Genomic DNA, 16,334 nt, shown 5'->3' with positions numbered 1-16,334 from the left:
GCTAACGTCCAGGACGCTCCCGGAAGGCGAGGACGAAGAAGACCGCGACGGCCGCGGCGAGCGCCGCCGGGATCAGCCAGACGGCGCGCCAGTCGTGCGTCCCGTCGGCGAGGCGGAAGGCGTCCACGAGGGGGCCGGAGATGAGCGAGCCGAGGAGCAGGCCGACCCCGTAGGTCGCGAGCGAGATGAGCCCCTGGGCGGCGCTGCGGACCCGGGAGGGGGCGAAGCGGTCGGTGTGGATCTGCCCGGCGACGAAGAAGAAGTCGTAGCAGACGCCGTGCAGGATCAGCCCGATGAGCACGAGCGCATAGAGCCCGTCGGCATCGCCGACGGCGAACAGGGTGTACCGCAGCGCCCAGGCGAGCATGCCGATGACGAGGGTCCACTTCACGCCGAGCCGGCGCAGCATGAGCGGCATGGCCAGGAGGAACAGCGCCTCCGACACCTGCCCGAGAGACTGGACCGCGGCCGCCGAGGACACCCCGATCTCGTTGAGGTAGAGGTTCGTGAAGTTGTAGTAGAACGCCAGCGGGACGCAGATGAGCACCGACGCGATGAAGAAGACCAGGTAGGAGCGGTCCTTGAGGAGCGCGAGCGCATCCAGGCCCAGGATGTCCCGCACGGACGGTCGCTGCGTGCGGTCCTCGGGCGGCGTGTCCGGGAGCGTGAAGGCGTAGACCGCGAGCAGCGCGGAGCCGATCGCGGCCATCACGAAGGTCAGCTCGAGCCGCTCCCCTGCCTCCCAGCCGAGCCAGCCGATCACCAGGCCCGCCACGATCCATCCGATCGTGCCGAGCACCCGCACGGAGGGGAACTGGCGGTCCGGACGGGCCATGCGGCGGAAGCTGATGGAGTTCACGAGCGCCAGCGTCGGCATGAAGGCGACCATCGCCGCCAGGGCGAAGACGAAGAAGGGGCCGAACTCTTGCTGGCGGCCGGCCAGCAGGAGCATCAGCGCGCTCACCGCATGGAGGATCCCGAGGATCTTCTGCGCGGGGAAGAAGCGGTCGGCGACGAGGCCGACGACGAACGGGGCCAGGATCGCGCCGAGGCTCTGGGTGAGGAAGGCGAGGGCGATCTGGCTGCCGGTCGCCTCGAGCTCGACGGCGAGGTAGGTGCCGAGCGTCACGAACCAGGCGCCCCACACGAAGAACTCGAGGAAGAACATGAGGGACAGGCGCAGACGCAGCGGCGTCATCAGTGATTCGCGGGGAGGGATGGCGGGCGAGGGCGGGGAGGAGGCCGTGGGGGCGGACATGCGCCCTACGGTAGCGCGAGGGTGAGACCGATCACAGATCCCCATGGGCGACAATGGGGCGGTCGCCCGATGGGCGGCCCCGCCGGGGAAGGATCGAGGAGCAGCATGGCACGCACCTACGCGACGGTCGGCCCGATGATGTCCTATGCGTACGACCGGGTCGTCGACGCGCGGACGCCCGGGCAGGCGATCGAGCGAGGCCCCCTGTTCACCGCGCTTCTGCGCCGCATGATCGAGTTCGTGGCGATGTCCCCGAGCAGCCGCCGGGCCTTCGTCGGCACGATGACGCGCCTGTCCATGTCGACGGGGAGCCTGCTGGCCGAGCCCGACCTGGACGACTCCCGGCCCGACCTCATGGCTCGCCTGCTCCCGCCCGCGGAGGGCCCTGATGACGGCGCGGTCCTCGTCGTCGTCCTCGGCGCGGAGGGCCGGGGCACCCGCCGCCGCATCGAGCGGATGCTCCCGCTGCTGGGCGCCTCGCCGCGCAGCCGCCTGCTCCTGGTCTCCCGCTCCGCGCATCGGGCCGAGTACGAGGGCCCCGGTGCGGAGCGCGTCATCGAGGCGAGCTGGGAGCGGATCTCCCGCAAGCTCCCCAAGGCGGACCCGGACCATGCGGAGCTCTGGCGCACGATCGGCGAGATGGGGAGGACCGCCGGGCAGCCGATCGTCCAGCTCCCGCTGAATCCCCGCCGCCTGCTGCGGGACCACGACCTGGCGCGGGAGATGCAGGCGCATCTGGATGTGTTCCACCATGCCTGCCGCGTCCTGCTCGGCGTCTCGCCCCGCTTCTCCACGCACCCGTCGCTGCGCGAGGCCCGGCTGCAGGCCGGAGACTCCCGCGGACGGGCCGGGCTGCGGTTCGGCGAGCTCGAGGGCGGCGTCGCCACGCATGCGGTCCGCGGCGCCGAGGTCCTGGCACCGCTGCCGATCGGCGCCCTCGAGGGCGAGACCGACCGGGCCGCCGCACAGGAGCTCCTGGACCGCATCGCCCGCGGGCCGTCCTGGCGCACCGCCCCCGCACCGCCCCTCGGTGCCGAGGCCCCGGGGACCGAGCTCATCGGCACCGCCGCGAGCGCCGATCTCGAGGGCGCCCGCCGGCTGCTGTGGTCGCTGCTGAACCCCGTCCTGCTGCGCGAGCTCGGCTTCGAGCCCGCGCCCGCTCGGCTGCAGCCGGTCGTGTCGGCCCGGGCGCTCGCGGTGCGGCTGGTCGCGATCAACGATCCCGACGGTCCCCTGTACCGGATCGGCGTCGGCGGCCGCGAGCGCTGGCGCTCGCTGACCCCGCGGGTCACGCGCGAGGCCTGCGAGGAGCTGCCCCGCGAGTCGTACGCGGTCGCGCCGCAGAAGAACCAGTCCACGGGCGAGTACGTGTGGGAGGTCCACAAGGCGCTCTTCTCCCTGACGATCGCGCCTCGCGGATCCGCGGGCCGGCCGCGTCCCGGCGGCCTCGGCGAGGCGCCCGAGGTCTCCCGCACCCTGGCCGCCCTCGACCCGGAGAAGGCGGGTGCCCGATGAGCCTCCTGCACGGCGAGTTCAAGGTCCGCGGCGGAAAGCTCGTGTCCGTCGACATCGGGGTCGAGGACGGTGCGATCACGACCGCGCACGTCTACGGCGACTTCTTCCTCGAGCCGGACGACGCCCTCGAGGACATCGCCGCCGCCGTCGTCGGGGCCGGCGCGGAGGCGAGCACCGCGGCGCTCGCAGAGCGGATCAGCGCGCGCCTGGCCCGCCGGGAGGAGCCGGCGACCATGATCGGCTTCGACGAGACCGCGGTCGCGATCGCCGTGCGGCGCGCCCTGGGACGGGCGATCTCCTGGGAGGACATCGTCTTCGACGTGATCGGTCCGGTGACGATGCCGCCGGTGATGCATGTGGCCCTGGACGAGGTGCTCCCGCACGAGGTGGCCTCGGGTGCGCGCCCGCCCCTCTTCCGGATCTGGGACTGGGACTCGCCGCTCGTCGTGATCGGCTCCTACCAGTCGCTGCGCAACGAGGTCGATCCGGACGGGGCGCAGCGGCACGGCATCGGCGTGGTCCGGCGGATCACCGGCGGCGGCGCCATGTTCATGGAGCCCGGCAACTGCATCACCTACTCCCTCGTCGTGCCGACCTCGCTGGTCGAGGGGCTCAGCTTCGAGCAGGCCTACGCCTATCTCGACGACTGGGTGATGGGAGCCCTCGCCGAGATCGGGGTGAGGGCCCGGTACGTGCCGCTGAACGACATCGCCTCCGAGCAGGGGAAGATCGGCGGCGCCGCGCAGCGCCGCTTCGCCGGCGGGGTGCTGCTGCATCACGTCACCATGTCCTACGACATCGACGCGCAGAAGATGGGCGAGGTGCTGCGCACCGGGAAGGAGAAGCTCTCCGACAAGGGGACCCGCAGCGCCGTCAAGCGGGTGGACCCGATGCGCTCGCAGACCGGCCTGCCGCGGGAGCAGATCATCGACGGGTTCCTGGACTTCTTCCGCGCCCGATACCGGACGCAGGACTCGTCCTACACCGAGGCCGAGCTCACCGCGGCCCGGGAGCTCGTCGAGACCAAGTTCGCGACCCCGGAGTGGACCTCGCGCGTTCCCTGATCCCTTGTGCACGCCGGGGCGTGCCGGTAATGTCGAACGAGTGTCTGCCTACGGAAGCCTCGCCGCCGCGACGTTCCGCCAGTACTCCACCTACCGTGTCGCCACCGCCGCCGGTGTGTTCACCAACTCCGTCTTCGGCCTGATCCGCGTCTCCATCCTGCTGGCAGCCCTCGATGCCTCCGGCCAGGAGATCGGCGGCTACACCGCTCTGCAGGCCGCGACCTACGTGTGGCTGGGCCAGGCGCTGCTCGCGCCGATCGAGGTCTTCGGGACCCGGGCGATCGGCGATCGCGTCAAGTCCGGGGAGATCGCGGTCGACCTGCTGCGCCCCGCTCCCCTGCTCGCCGTCCACCTCGCCCAGAAGGTGGGTCGCGCGGGGTTCCTGCTGCTGGGCCGCGGCGTGCCGCCGCTGCTGATCGGCGCGCTCGTGACGGGTCTGGCCCTGCCCGAGAGCCCGTGGTCGTACCCGCTCGGGCTGATCTCGATCGCCCTCGCGATCCTCGTGTCCTTCCTGGCCGATGCGATCGTCAACCTCAGCGCCTTCTGGCTCGTGGAGATGCGCGGCTTCCAGACCCTCTACATGGTCGTTATGAACCTGCTGTCGGGCTTCCTCATCCCCATCACCTGGTTCCCGGGCTGGCTCGAGACCCTCGCGCGCTGGACGCCCTTCCCCTCGATGGTGCAGACCCCGATCGACGCGCTGTCCGGGCGGCTCGGCCCCGCGGAGGCTCTGCCCGCGATCGGCCTGCAGCTGCTGTGGGCGGGGATCCTGGCGCTCGCGGCCCAGGCGATGGTCCGCGCGGGCACCCGATCGCTGGAGGTGCAGGGTGGCTGAGCAGGGCGCCTCCCCGCAGGGGACCTCGACGCTGCGCATGGTCCGCACCCTGTACGGCTCACGGATCCGCGCCCAGCTGTCGTACCGGGCGAACTTCGCCACGGACGCCGCCTCGCAGGCCCTCATGTCCGCGATCGAGTTCCTCGAGCTGTGGGTGATCCTCGGCCACGTCGACACCTTCGGGGGGCTCACACTCGTGCAGGTCATGGTGGTCTTCGGCCTCGCCTCGGCGGCCTTCGCGATCGCGGACCTCGCCTTCGGGGAGATCGACGGCCTCTCGACGTACATCCGCACCGGCAAGCTCGAGACGCTCATGATCCGGCCCGTGCCGCTGCTGCTGCAGATCTCGAGCCTGGACCTGTCGCTGCGGCGCATCGGACGGCTCGCGGTGGGACTGGCCATGTACGTGACCGCGCTGGTCCTCGCCGGCTTCTCCCCTACTCCGGCGACCCTGCTGCTGGCGATCGCCGCCCCGGTGATCGGCGCCGGGATCTTCTCCGCGCTGTTCGTCATGGCCGGCGCCCTGCAGTTCTGGCTGATCGACGGGCGCGAGTTCGCCAACGCCTTCACCTACGGCGGCAACTACGTCGCCCAGAACCCCGCGAGCGTCTTCGCCCTGCCGATGCGCGCGCTGTTCACCTTCGTCATCCCGACCTCCCTGGTCGCCTATGCCCCGACCCTCGTCCTGCTGGGCCTGCCCGGGCCCCGCTTCGTGCCGAGCTGGGCGGGCTGGATCGGCCTCCCGGTCGCACTGCTGGCCTGGGGCCTTGCCCTCCTGCTGTGGCGGTCCGGCGTGCGGCGGTACACCGGCGCCGGCGGATGACCCCTCACCTCCCGCCCACGCCACCCCTGCTTCCCCGTCGCCCCCACCGACCCGGACCCGCGAAGGAAAGGACGTCCCCATGGACCTCGCGATCGATGCGCAGCACCTCACCCGGGAGTTCACCGTGCGCCGCCGCGGCGCGGGCCGGTCGGTGGTGCGCGCCGTCGACGACCTGACCCTGCGCCTGGAGCACGGCGAGGCCGTCGGCTTCGTCGGCGCGAACGGCGCCGGCAAGTCGACGACCATCAAGATGCTGACCGGGATCCTCACCCCCACCCGCGGGGAGGTCGCCGTGCTGGGCCGCCGTCCCGTGCCCGAGCGCCGCCATCTCGCCCGGGAGATCGGCGTCGTCTTCGGCCAGCGCTCCCAGCTGTGGTGGGACCTGCCGCTGCAGGACTCCTTCGAGATCCTCGGCTCGATGCATCGCCTCAGCCCGGGCGCGAAGGCGGCGCGCCTCGAGCGGCTCGTCGCCGGTCTGGACCTCGCGCCCTTCCTGGACCGGCCGGTGCGACAGCTGTCCCTGGGCCAGCGCATGCGCGGTGAGGTCGCCGCGGCGCTGCTGCACTCCCCGCGCCTGGTGGTGCTGGACGAGCCGACCATCGGCCTGGACATGATCTCCAAGGAGGGCCTGCGCCGGTTCCTCGTCGAGGATCGCGCCGAGCGGGGCACCACACTGCTGCTGACCACGCATGACATGGCCGATGTGGAGCGTCTGTGCGAGCGGATCGTGGTGGTCAGCGACGGTCGCACCGCCTATGACGGCACGCTCGCCGGGCTGCGGTCGAGCCTGCGCACGCCGCGGGAGCTGGTGCTGGACCTCGCCGAGCCGCGGGATGCCCTGGTCCTCCCCGGCGGCGTGGAGCTCCTCGCCGTCGAGGCGGGAGGGATTCGGCATCGGGTGCGGTTCCTGGCCGAGGAGCATTCCGCCGCCGCGCTCATCGCCGCGATCTCCGCGCAGGTCGACATCGCGGACCTGTCCATGGCCGAGCCCGCGATCGAGGACCTCGTGCGGGAGATCTTCGCCCGCGGCGCCTGACCGCGCCTCCTCGGGCGGGGCGGCGACGGGTCGGCGTCCGCGGGGGACGCGGGAGGATGCGCGGACGAGGAGTCGCGCACGAAGGGCGGCCGCGATTGGGCACGCGGGCCGCCGTCCTGGAACAATGGGAGGCATGACCGATACCTCTGCGCGCCCTGAAACAGGCTCCACCATCCCCGACCGCCCCTCCCTCGAGGGCCTCGAGGACGCGTGGGACAGCGTATGGAGCGCATCCCAGGTCTACGCCTTCGACGCCGAGACCACCCGCGACCAGGTGTTCAGCATCGACACCCCGCCCCCCACCGCCTCGGGGTCGCTGCACATCGGCCACGTGTTCGGCTACTCGCAGGCGGACATGATCGCCCGCTACCAGCGGATGCGCGGCAAGAACGTGTTCTACCCGCTGGGCTGGGACGACAACGGCCTGCCCACCGAGCGCCGCGTGCAGAACTACTTCGGCGTGCGCTGCGACCCATCGCTGCCCTACGACCCGGACTTCACGCCCCCGCAGGAGGGCGGCGACAACAAGTCCGCCAAGGCCGCGAACCAGCTGCCCGTCTCGCGCCGCAACTTCATCGAGCTGTGCGAGAAGCTCACCGAGATCGACGAGAAGTCCTTCGAGGACGTGTTCCGCACCCTGGGCCTCTCCGTCGACTGGAACTACAGCTACCAGACCATCAACGCGCACTCGCGGGCCACCAGCCAGCGCGCCTTCCTCGAGAACCTCGCCGCCGGCCAGGCCTACCAGGCCGAGGCCCCCACCATGTGGGACGTCACCTACCGCACCGCCGTCGCCCAGGCGGAGCAGGAGGATCGCGACCGGGACGGCGCCTACCACCGGATCGGCTTCACCCGCACCGACGGCACCGGCGAGAAGGTCTTCATCGAGACGACCCGCCCCGAGCTGCTGCCCGCGTGCGTGGCTCTCGTCGCCCATCCCGACGACGAGCGCTACCGGTCCCTGTTCGGCACCACCGTGACGTCCCCGCTGTTCGACGTCGAGGTCCCGGTGCATCCGCACCCTCTGGCCCAGCCGGACAAGGGTGCGGGCATCGCGATGATCTGCACCTTCGGCGACGCCAACGACGTCATCTGGTGGCGCGAGCTCGGTCTGCCCACGCGCAGCGTGATCGGCCGCGACGGCCGCTTCCTCCCCGACGCCCCCTGGATCACCTCCCCGACGGGCCAGGAGGTCTACGCGCAGCTCGCAGGGCTGACCGTGTTCAGCGCCCAGAAGAAGGTCGTCGAGCTGGTGAGCGCCTCCGGCGACCTCGTCGGGGAGCCCACGAGGATCAGCCATCCGGTGAAGTTCTACGAGAACGGCGACAAGCCGCTCGAGTTCGTCACCTCCCGGCAGTGGTACCTGACCAACGGCGGCCGCGACCAGTCCGAGGACGGCCTGCGGCATGCGCTCATCGAACGCGGCGCCGAGCTGACCTGGCATCCCTCCTACATGGAGTCCCGCTACCGCAACTGGGTCGAGGGGCTCACCGGCGACTGGCTCATCTCCCGTCAGCGCTTCTTCGGCGTTCCCTTCCCCGTCTGGTACGCCGTGGGCGAGGACGGCGAGGTCGCCTATGACCGCGTCCTCACCCCCGAGATCGCGGACCTCCCGATCGACCCGACCATCGATGTGCCCGCCGGCTACACCGAGGCCCAGCGCGGCGAGCCCGGCGGCTTCGTCGCGGATCCCGACATCCTCGACACCTGGGCGACCTCCTCCCTCACCCCGCAGCTCGCCGGTGACTGGAACGGGGACGGCGACCTGTTCTCGAAGGTGTATCCGATGGACCTGCGCCCCCAGGGCCACGACATCATCCGCACCTGGCTGTTCGCGACCATCGTCCGCTCCCACCTGCAGCAGGACGCCCTGCCGTGGAAGCATGCCTCGATCAACGGCTGGATCCTCGATCCCGATCGCAAGAAGATGTCGAAGTCCAAGGGCAACGTGGTCACGCCCATCGGCCTGCTGCACCAGCACGGCTCCGACGGCGTGCGCTACTGGGCCGGTCGCGCCCGCCAGGGCGTGGACACCGCCTTCGACGAAGGACAGATGAAGATCGGCCGCCGCCTGGCGATCAAGATCCTCAACGCCTCCAAGTTCGCGCTCGGCTTCGGCGAGGCGCCCGCGGACCCCGCGGGGCGTCTGGCGGCGGACCCGGCGGCCGTGACCGAGCCCGTGGACCGCGCGCTGCTGGCCTCGCTCGCCCAGGTCGTCGACGCGGCGACCACGGCGATGGAGGACATGGACTACGCCCGCGCCCTCGAGGTGACCGAGCCGTTCTTCTGGACCTTCTGCGACGACTACATCGAGCTGGTCAAGGAGCGGGCGCACGGCAACGTCGGCGAGGCCGGCGCGGCCTCCGCGCGGGCGGCGCTCGCGATCGCCCTCGAGGTGCAGCTGCGCCTGTTCGCCCCGGTGATCGTCTTCGCGACCGAGGAGGTCTGGTCCTGGTGGCGGGAGGGCAGCGTGCACACGCAGCCCTGGCCGGAGTCCGCTCCGCTGCGCGAGGCGGCCGCGGGTCAGGACGCCTCCGTCCTGGAGACCCTCTCGGCCCTGGTCATCGCGGTGCGTCGGATCAAGTCCGATGCGAAGGTCTCCCAGAAGACGCCGATCCTCCAGGTGACGCTCACGGTCCCGGCAGCGCGCGCGGCCCAGGCCGAGGCGGGCCGCAGCGATCTGATGGCTCTGGGGCGCATCGAGACGCTCCAGATCGTGGGCGGCGAGGTCGAGGAGACCTCCGCGAGCGGGGTCGAACTGGGCGAGCCGCCCCTCAAGCAGCCCCGCGGCTGAGGCCGCCGGGACCCCACGGGCCCGTTCGCAGCCGCTCCTTCGGGAGCCGGGGCGGGCGGGCCCGTGCCATGGAGGTCAGAAGGGCCACTTGTCGGCGACCCAGTCCGCCCCGGCGTCGAAGGCCTCGCCCGCGTCGCCGATCGCGTCGTCGATGTCGTAGTCGCCGGGCGTGAAGGTGTTCACGATGCTGTTGGGGCTCACGGCGAAGGAGACGTCCGCGTTCAGACCGAGCTCGACGGCGAGATCACCGCCGAGGCTGAAGCCGACCTGGTCCGTGGACAGGACCACCCCGGCGTTCCCGCCGACCCCGGCACCGGCGTCCCCGCCGAAGGACGCGGAGCTCGTGAACCAGCCGCCGGGCGAGGTGGAGGTGAAGTTGACGGCACCCTTGGCGCCCACGAAGGCTCCGGCGTCGAAGCCGGCGCTCCAGCCGTTGATGGTGCCGTCCTCGTTGCGGGTCGCGTGGGAGTAGACGTTCGCGTGGGCCTCCGCGCCGACGAAGCCGTTCAGCCCCACCGCGTTGCTCGCGCCGAACGGCCCCATGACCGAGGAGCTGATCTCGCCGTACAGGCCCGAGCCCGCCCTGGCCCCGGCGCTGAAGCCATCGCCGTAGGTCACGCCCGCCTCGCCGTAGACCTCGGCTCCGGCCCGTCCGTTCGAGGTCAGCGCCACGCCGCCGGGCAGCTCCGCCCGCATGTCGTAGCCGATCTCCGCACCGGCACGGCCGCCGGCCGAGTGCGTCGTGTTGCCGTACTCGTCCACCGTGGTGCTGGCGCCGTAGTCCAGCCAGGTCTTCCCGTACCCGTCGATGTACCCGGCGCCGTTCTCGACCTCCCGGCCGTCCCAGTACGTGTCCCCCTCCTGGGTGAAGCCGACCGGTCGGCCATCCTTCCCCGAGGCCCCGTTCGAGCCGTAGCCCTGGTCGCCGTAGAAGTACGGCGGGGCCGCCCCACCGGGGTCCTGCCCGGGTCCCGCCTCGCCCGGGAACGGGAACGGGAAGGGCGACGGCAGCGGGAAGGGGCCGGGCATCGGCATGGGCTGTCCCGAGGGCCCCTGTCCGTCGCCTGCGGAGGCCGCGTCCTGCGCGTCCGCCTGGGCGGTGAGCTCATCGGACCAGTTCCGCAGGGCATCCGCCCGCTCCGCGAGGAGCTCTCGCACGCTCGACTGCCAGCGCTCGCGGAAGGCGTCCGCGTCCGGGCCCTCCCAGGCGACCGACCCGACCGTCGAGGACGTGGTGCCGATCAGGTCCCGAAGCATGCCGGACCCGCGCAGGCAGGCGCTCGCCTGCGCGCGCATCTGCTCCGTGTCCGCGCCGTAGAAGCCCGCCATCGTGCCACCGTCCTCGTCCATGCTCGACCTGCTCGTCCCTGACGTGGCACGAGACTAGGGCGAGCCGAGGGGGCACGACCATGGGGAGGAGTACCCATGGGCACCCTCAGGTGGTCCCATGGAGGTGACCTTCCGCTCCTCCGGCCCTCGCGCGAACCACCGCGTGGGGCCGATGCCGATGCTCGCCGGCCTCGCCGCACGGCGGGGAGGACCGATGCTCAGCGGACCACCTGGCGGTGCCCGGCGTCGATCCGGCGGGTCCAGCCGCGCGCGTCGAGGTGCTCCAGCAGGGGCACGGCCACGCGGCGGGTGGTGCGCAGGGCCTGCCGGGCCCGGCTGAGGGTGAAGGGCTGCGGCAGAGCGGCGAGCTCCCGCATGGCGAGCGCCGGCGCGTCCGGGAGCAGGACGACCTGTCCCGTCAGACGCAGCAGCCGTCCGGCCCGCTCCGCGGCGGCGAGCTCCCGCGGGCCGAGCCCTGCCTGGGCGAGGTCCTCGGCCTCGGGGGCGCGGAAGGGGTCCCGTGCCAGACGCTCCTCGAGGGCACGCAGCCCGGGCTCCGCCGCTCCGAAGCCCGGCCGCTGCACGCAGCTGATCCGTCCCTCGGCCTCGAGGAGCGAGGGCCGCTCCTCCTGCGCCGTCGCGAGCACGAGGTCGAGCAGCGCGGGATCGGGCAGGCCGAGCAGATCGGTCGCCGCACCCCGGGGGATCCCGGCGCTGAGCGGGTCGCGTTCCCGGTCCGCCCGGACCGCGTCACGCAGCCCGCGCACCCAGCCCGCGAGCGCCTCCCGGTCCACCAGCCACCTCCCGTGCGGGAGGACCGAGGCGGGCATCGCGCCGCCCGCCCGATGGCCCAGCAGTCGCAGCCGTGCCCGGGGCACGGCGGCCCGCCGCGCGACCTCGGCCCCGAGATCCCCCTGCTCGGGCATCGCGGCGAGAGCCGCGGCCCTCCGGCTCCCGTCCCCGCGCCGGGTCAGCGCCGGCGGGTCGGCGTCGAGGACCTGGACCCCGGCGAGCACGCCGCGGTCGCCTCCGCGCAGCACCATCCGGTCTCCCAGCCGCAGCGGCAGCGCGCCGCCGAGCTGAAGGCGCGCATGATCGGGGCCCAGCGGCCGCAGCCGGGCCGGGACGGAGGCGGTCCCGACGTGGACGCTCACCGAACGCGGGGCGTCCAGGAGGCCGGCACCGGTGCGGCGGCGCACGTCGACCAGGTCGCTCAGGTGCCAGCCGTCCGGGGTGAGGAGCACATCGCCGCGGGAGACGGCCGCCGCCTCGATGCCGCGCAGGTTCGCCGCGGCCCGCGTGACCGGTCCCAGACGGGGAACCGGGTCGCCGTGTCCCTGGAGCCCGCGCACCTGCACCGGACGCGACCCCGCGGAGGTGTGCAGGACCAGCCGGTCCTCGAGGCGCAGCGCGCCCTCGGCGAGGGTTCCCGTGACCACGGCGCCGGCGCCGGCGATGCTGAAGGCGCGATCGATCCACAGGCGCAGCGGGGCCTCCTGCCCCACCGGCGCCGCCGCCAGCACCTGGTCGAGGCGGGAGGCGAGCTCCGCGAGGCCCTCCCCCGTCCGGGCGGAGGTCACGACGGCAGGGGCGCCCGCGAGCCCGGTCCCCGCGAGCTCCTGGCGGGCGCGGGCGAGGGCGGCCTCCGCCTGGCCGGGGGCGGCGAGGTCGGCGCGGGTGAGCGCGAGGATCCCGCGGTCGATGCCGAGGGCCGCGACGGCGTCGCGGTGGTCGGAGGACTGGGCCTGCCAGCCCGCATCGGCAGCGATCACGAAGCAGACGACGGGGGCGGGGCCGAGTCCCGCGAGCATGTTCGCGAGGAAGCGCTCGTGCCCGGGGACGTCGACGAAGGAGACCTCTCGACCGCTGGGGAGGCGGGTCCAGGCGAAGCCCAGGTCGATGGTCAGGCCGCGGCGCCGCTCCTCCTCCCAGCGGTCGGGCTCGATCCCGGTCAGCGCACGTACGAGCGCGGATTTGCCGTGGTCGACGTGCCCGGCGGTCGCGACGACGCTGCGGGAGGTCATGCAGACGTCCCGTCCGCGGCGGCGAGGACGGCGGCCAGCAGCACGTCCTCCTGCGCCGGGGGGACGCAGCGCAGGTCCAGCAGGCAGGAGCCCTCGCGGAGCGTTCCGACGACGGCCGGGGCTCCGCGGCGCAGCGGAGCGGCGAGGCTCCCCGGGACGGCGACCGCCCAGCCGGGCAGGGGCACCTCGGCTCCCCCTCCCCCGCCGACCCGCCCGTCGTGCGGGACGACCCGGGCGGGCACGCCCGAGCCGTCGATCCGCGCCGCCAGCTGCTCGGTGCGCCGCCGCAGCTGCGAGGCCTCGGCGCGCAGGGAGGAGAGCACGGGCGGGACCGGTCCGACGAGGGTCGCCTCGAGAGCGGCGAGCGCGAGCTTGTCCGCGCGCACGGCGCGCGCCAGCGGATGTCGTGCGAGAGCGTCGATGACCCCGGCGCGGCCCAGGAGGATGCCGGCCTGGGGTCCGCCCAGCAGCTTGTCCCCGCTGGTGATGACGAGATCTGCGCCGGCCTCGAGGGCTGTGCGGGCGTCGGGCTCCTGCGGGAGGGACGGCTCGGGGGCGAGCAGCCCGCTGCCGAGGTCCGCGATGAGGGGCAGCGCATGGGCGTGGGCGAGCTCGGCGAGCTCCGCGTGCGGGACCGAGGCCGTGAAGCCGGTGATGCGGTAGTTGCTGGGGTGGATGCTCAGCAGCGCCCCGGTGCGTTCGGTGATCGCGGCGCGGTAGTCGGCGAGGTGCGTGCGGTTGGTCGCCCCGACCTCGCGGATCCGGGCGCCGGCGGAGGCGATCAGGTCGGGCAGGCGGAAGCCGGCGCCGATCTCGATCATCTCTCCGCGGGAGAGGATCACCTCGCCGTCCCCGGCGAGCGCCGTCGCCGCCAGCAGCAGCGCGGCCGCCCCGTTGTTGACGACCAGGGCATCGAGCTCCTCGCCGGACGGGAGCACGGCGGGGCAGGAGCGCAGCAGCGCGGCGCGGGCACCCGCCCCGCGACGGGAGCGGACCCCGGCGGCGAGGTCGAACTCGACATCGGCGTACCCGGCCGCGTCGGCGACGGCCCTGCGCGCGGCCGGCGACAGCGGGGCCCGGCCCAGGTTCGTGTGGACGATGACCCCGGTCGCGTTGAGCACCGGCCGCATCGACGCGGGTCTGCTCGCCGCGAGAGCGGCGGTGACCTCCTCGACCACCGCCTCCGGCGGGATCTCGCCGCGGCGCGCCCGTTCCTGGACGCCGCGCACCACCTCGCGCACTCGCTGGCCGCCGAGGCTCTGCTCGGCACGGAGCGCAGCGGGAAGGGCGAGCAGATGATCGGTGCGCGGGATCCGGCGTCGGGTATCCTGCGCGCTCATCTGCTCCTCCGGGGTCCTCGTGGCTATGGCGGAGGCGGACGGGAATCGAACCCGCCCAGCCGAGGTGCTCGGCTGCACTGGTTTTGAAGACCAGGGGGCCCACCAGGACCCGGACGCCTCCATCGCCGCACGCTACACCACCTGCATGATCGCACGCGCGGACCTACACTCGGCGCCATGACCTCCCCCAGCTCGCCCCGGCCCGTTCCCCCGCCGCCCTCCCCGCCTTCGCTGCCGGGCTCTCCCGCCGTCCGGTTGACCACGATGGCCCACGGCGGCGGCTGCGCGAGCAAGATCCCGCCGGGAGAGCTCGAGGAGGCGGTCTCCGCCCTCGCCGGGCAGGTCCACGGGTCGATCCTGGTCGGCCTGGACGACGGCGACGACGCGGCCGCCGTCCAGGTCCGCGAGGACCTCGCCGTCCTGTCGACCGCGGACTTCTTCACGCCGGTGGTCGATGATCCCTTCGACTGGGGGCGCATCGCCGCCGCGAACGCGCTCTCGGACATCTATGCGATGGGCGGGGATCCCGTCGTCGCGATCAACCTGGTCGGCTGGCCGCGGCAGAGCCTCCCCTACGAGGTCCTGCAGGAGGTGCTGCGCGGCGGCCTCGAGATCGCCGCCGGCGCCGGAGTGCCGGTGATCGGCGGGCATTCCGTGGACGATCCGGAGCCGAAGTACGGGATGGCGGTCACGGGGACCGCGCGTCCGGACCGGCTGCTGCGCAACGATGCGGCCGCGCCGGGGATGCCGCTCACCCTCACGAAGCCGATCGGGGTGGGCCTGCTGAACAACCGGCACAAGGCGACGGGCGAGGTCTTCCCGGCCGCGATCGCCTCGATGACGGCGCTGAACCGGGACGCCGCCCGGTCAGCGCTCCGGACCGGGGCGCGGGCCGCGACCGACGTGACGGGCTTCGGGCTGCTCGGGCACCTGCACAAGATGCTGCGCGCCTCGGGGATCGGCGCGGTCCTCGACCGGTCCGCGGTCCCGCTCGTGGACGGGGCGGCGGAGGCGCTGCGGGACGGATTCGTCTCCGGCGGCACGCGCCGGAACCTCGACTGGGTGCGGCCGCACGTGCGGGCCGGGTCCGGGATCGGCGAGGAGGATCTGCTGCTGCTGGCCGATGCGCAGACCTCCGGCGGGCTGCTCGTGGTCGGCGAGGTGCCGGGATATCCCGTCATCGGGGAGACCGTGGACGGGTCCGGCATCGAGATCCGCTGACCCGCTCCGATCAGGCGTCCGCCGATCTGCGGGGGCCGGTGGTGATCGAGTCGTCGACGACCCCGGCGGCTCGGCGGGCCTCGAGCCGCTCCCGCTGCGGGATCATGACGCGGCGCGGATCCTTGACCGATTCGAGACCGGCCTCGAGGACGCCGAAGCGGGTCAGCGCGCTCGCGGTCGCCAGGGCGATCCCGCTGGCCGCGGCGATCACGCGGCTGCGCCCGCCCAGCAGCGCACCGATGCCGCCGGCGACCGCGAGGCGCTCCGCCCAGCGCAGCTTCCGGCCCGCCGCCCCGGTCTCGAGCGGCTCCGCCTCGAGCGGATGCATGCCCGCCTTCGTCACGTGCATGCCGGCCACGTCCCCGACCGCACCGAGGGCGGCGAGGGCCCGCACGGGCCCGGTCTCCGCGGGCGGCGTGGTGAGCAGGGCGAGACCGCTCGCCGCGATGGTCGCGGAGGACACGAAGACGTAGGCGAGGCCGCGGCGGGAGGCGGCCCACGTCGGCACGGCCGTGTCCCCCAGGAGCACGGCCGTGTACGCCGCCAGCGGCGCGCCGAGGGCGGCGGAGGCGGCGGCCGCGGGGGCTTCGGCGCAGCGCAGGACGGGGCGCAGCGGTCCGAGCGGCAGGCGCCCGGCCAGCATGCGGTCGACCTCCACGGCGGCCGCGATGCCCGCGGTGCTCGCGAAGCCGGAGAGGATCCAGGTGCCGAGGCTCATGGGGCTGGTGGGCTTGAGGACCCGCAGCATGTGCAGGAACCGCTCCGGGCGGCCCAGGTCCGCGATCAGCGCCGGGGTCCCGACGCCGACGGCGGCGAGCGCGGTCAGCCGGGCGTTGCGACGCAGCCGCGGTCGCCCGGTGAGCGCGGCACCGGCCCCCAGCAGGGAGGAGGCGCCGGCGAGCCCGCCGACGAACAGGTACAGGCCGATGGGCGCACCCCACGGCGGAGCCTTGACGACGGGCCGACCGTAGTAGGAGCTGAACTCCATGTCCTGGACCATCGGCATCTCGCGACCGCCGTCGCCCGAGCCCAGGCGGCCGAGGTCGCCGCGATGCGCGGGCGGCGGCCCGACCCGTCGCCGACGGCGGCGAGCGC

At 73.4% G+C, this 16,334-nt stretch carries 12 protein-coding genes and 1 tRNA gene; 7 read left to right on the top strand and 6 right to left on the bottom strand.

The window, feature by feature from the left end:
* Position 1: 1 nt before the first annotated feature.
* The gene (locus ACFFF6_RS16495) at positions 2-1,258 is read right to left on the bottom strand and encodes a nucleoside permease (protein WP_376982581.1); all 1,257 of its coding nucleotides are present in this window, start codon (positions 1,256-1,258) and stop codon (positions 2-4) included.
* Positions 1,259-1,363: 105 nt separating this feature from the next.
* Between ACFFF6_RS16495 and ACFFF6_RS16490 the strand changes: the two genes are divergently transcribed.
* The 6 genes from ACFFF6_RS16490 (at position 1,364) to valS (ending at position 9,325) form a co-directional block, all read left to right on the top strand.
* On the top strand, positions 1,364-2,773 hold the full coding sequence (locus tag ACFFF6_RS16490) for a hypothetical protein (protein WP_376982580.1): 1,410 nt from the start codon (positions 1,364-1,366) through the stop codon (positions 2,771-2,773).
* Between the two features lie 5 nt (positions 2,774-2,778).
* Positions 2,779-3,837, top strand: a complete 1,059-nt coding sequence (lplAB, locus tag ACFFF6_RS16485) for a lipoate-protein ligase LplAB (RefSeq protein ID WP_376982626.1) — start codon at positions 2,779-2,781, stop codon at positions 3,835-3,837.
* 40 nt (positions 3,838-3,877) lie between these two features.
* Positions 3,878-4,672: an ABC transporter permease gene (locus tag ACFFF6_RS16480; protein WP_376982579.1), complete on the top strand. Its 795-nt coding sequence runs from the start codon at positions 3,878-3,880 to the stop codon at positions 4,670-4,672.
* Positions 4,665-5,495 carry an ABC transporter permease gene (locus tag ACFFF6_RS16475; RefSeq protein WP_376982578.1) on the top strand — a complete coding sequence of 277 codons (831 nt, stop codon included), beginning with the start codon at positions 4,665-4,667 and terminating at the stop codon, positions 5,493-5,495. The genes ACFFF6_RS16480 and ACFFF6_RS16475 overlap by 8 nt, the downstream gene beginning before the upstream one ends.
* Positions 5,496-5,574: 79 nt before the next feature.
* Positions 5,575-6,531: an ABC transporter ATP-binding protein gene (locus ACFFF6_RS16470; RefSeq protein WP_376982577.1), complete on the top strand. Its 957-nt coding sequence runs from the start codon at positions 5,575-5,577 to the stop codon at positions 6,529-6,531.
* Between the two features lie 133 nt (positions 6,532-6,664).
* Positions 6,665-9,325 (top strand): valine--tRNA ligase, encoded by a 2,661-nt coding sequence (gene valS / locus ACFFF6_RS16465; protein ID WP_376982576.1) that lies wholly within the window; start codon positions 6,665-6,667, stop codon positions 9,323-9,325.
* 75 nt (positions 9,326-9,400) lie between these two features.
* On the opposite strand, the gene ACFFF6_RS16460 is transcribed toward valS, so the two are convergent.
* The 4 genes from ACFFF6_RS16460 to ACFFF6_RS16445 form a co-directional block, all read right to left on the bottom strand.
* A complete protein-coding gene (locus ACFFF6_RS16460; RefSeq protein WP_376982575.1) occupies positions 9,401-10,675 on the bottom strand; it encodes a hypothetical protein in 1,275 nt (424 codons plus the stop codon).
* A gap of 197 nt (positions 10,676-10,872) precedes the next feature.
* Complete coding sequence (gene selB / locus ACFFF6_RS16455) at positions 10,873-12,678, bottom strand: selenocysteine-specific translation elongation factor (RefSeq protein WP_376982574.1); 1,806 nt, start codon at positions 12,676-12,678, stop codon at positions 10,873-10,875.
* Entirely contained in the window at positions 12,675-14,018 is a 1,344-nt protein-coding gene (gene selA, locus ACFFF6_RS16450) for an L-seryl-tRNA(Sec) selenium transferase (RefSeq protein ID WP_376982573.1), read from the bottom strand. Before selA ends, selB begins: the two co-directional genes overlap by 4 nt.
* A 26-nt stretch (positions 14,019-14,044) precedes the next feature.
* Positions 14,045-14,139: transfer RNA gene (locus ACFFF6_RS16445), tRNA-Sec, on the bottom strand.
* 56 nt (positions 14,140-14,195) lie between these two features.
* Between ACFFF6_RS16445 and selD the strand changes: the two genes are divergently transcribed.
* Entirely contained in the window at positions 14,196-15,239 is a 1,044-nt protein-coding gene (gene selD / locus ACFFF6_RS16440) for a selenide, water dikinase SelD (RefSeq protein ID WP_376982572.1), read from the top strand.
* Between the two features lie 10 nt (positions 15,240-15,249).
* Here selD and nrfD read toward each other — a convergent pair.
* Positions 15,250-16,334: NrfD/PsrC family molybdoenzyme membrane anchor subunit (gene nrfD, locus ACFFF6_RS16435; RefSeq protein WP_376982571.1), on the bottom strand; the 1,085-nt coding region annotated here is incomplete at its 5' end.

Origin of the sequence: Brachybacterium hainanense (assembly GCF_042434575.1) — a bacterium.
GTDB lineage: Bacteria > Actinomycetota > Actinomycetes > Actinomycetales > Dermabacteraceae > Brachybacterium > Brachybacterium hainanense.
This window is presented reverse-complemented; position numbering and strand designations above follow the sequence as displayed.

Coding starts and splice junctions, on each gene's coding strand:
- ACFFF6_RS16495 (WP_376982581.1), bottom strand. CDS start 1,258: ATGTCCGCCCCCACGGCCTCCTCCCCGCCCTCGCCCGCCATCCCTCCC.
- valS (WP_376982576.1), top strand. CDS start 6,665: ATGACCGATACCTCTGCGCGCCCTGAAACAGGCTCCACCATCCCCGAC.
- ACFFF6_RS16490 (WP_376982580.1), top strand. CDS start 1,364: ATGGCACGCACCTACGCGACGGTCGGCCCGATGATGTCCTATGCGTAC.
- selA (WP_376982573.1), bottom strand. CDS start 14,018: ATGAGCGCGCAGGATACCCGACGCCGGATCCCGCGCACCGATCATCTG.
- ACFFF6_RS16460 (WP_376982575.1), bottom strand. CDS start 10,675: ATGGACGAGGACGGTGGCACGATGGCGGGCTTCTACGGCGCGGACACG.
- selD (WP_376982572.1), top strand. CDS start 14,196: ATGACCTCCCCCAGCTCGCCCCGGCCCGTTCCCCCGCCGCCCTCCCCG.
- ACFFF6_RS16470 (WP_376982577.1), top strand. CDS start 5,575: ATGGACCTCGCGATCGATGCGCAGCACCTCACCCGGGAGTTCACCGTG.
- selB (WP_376982574.1), bottom strand. CDS start 12,678: ATGACCTCCCGCAGCGTCGTCGCGACCGCCGGGCACGTCGACCACGGC.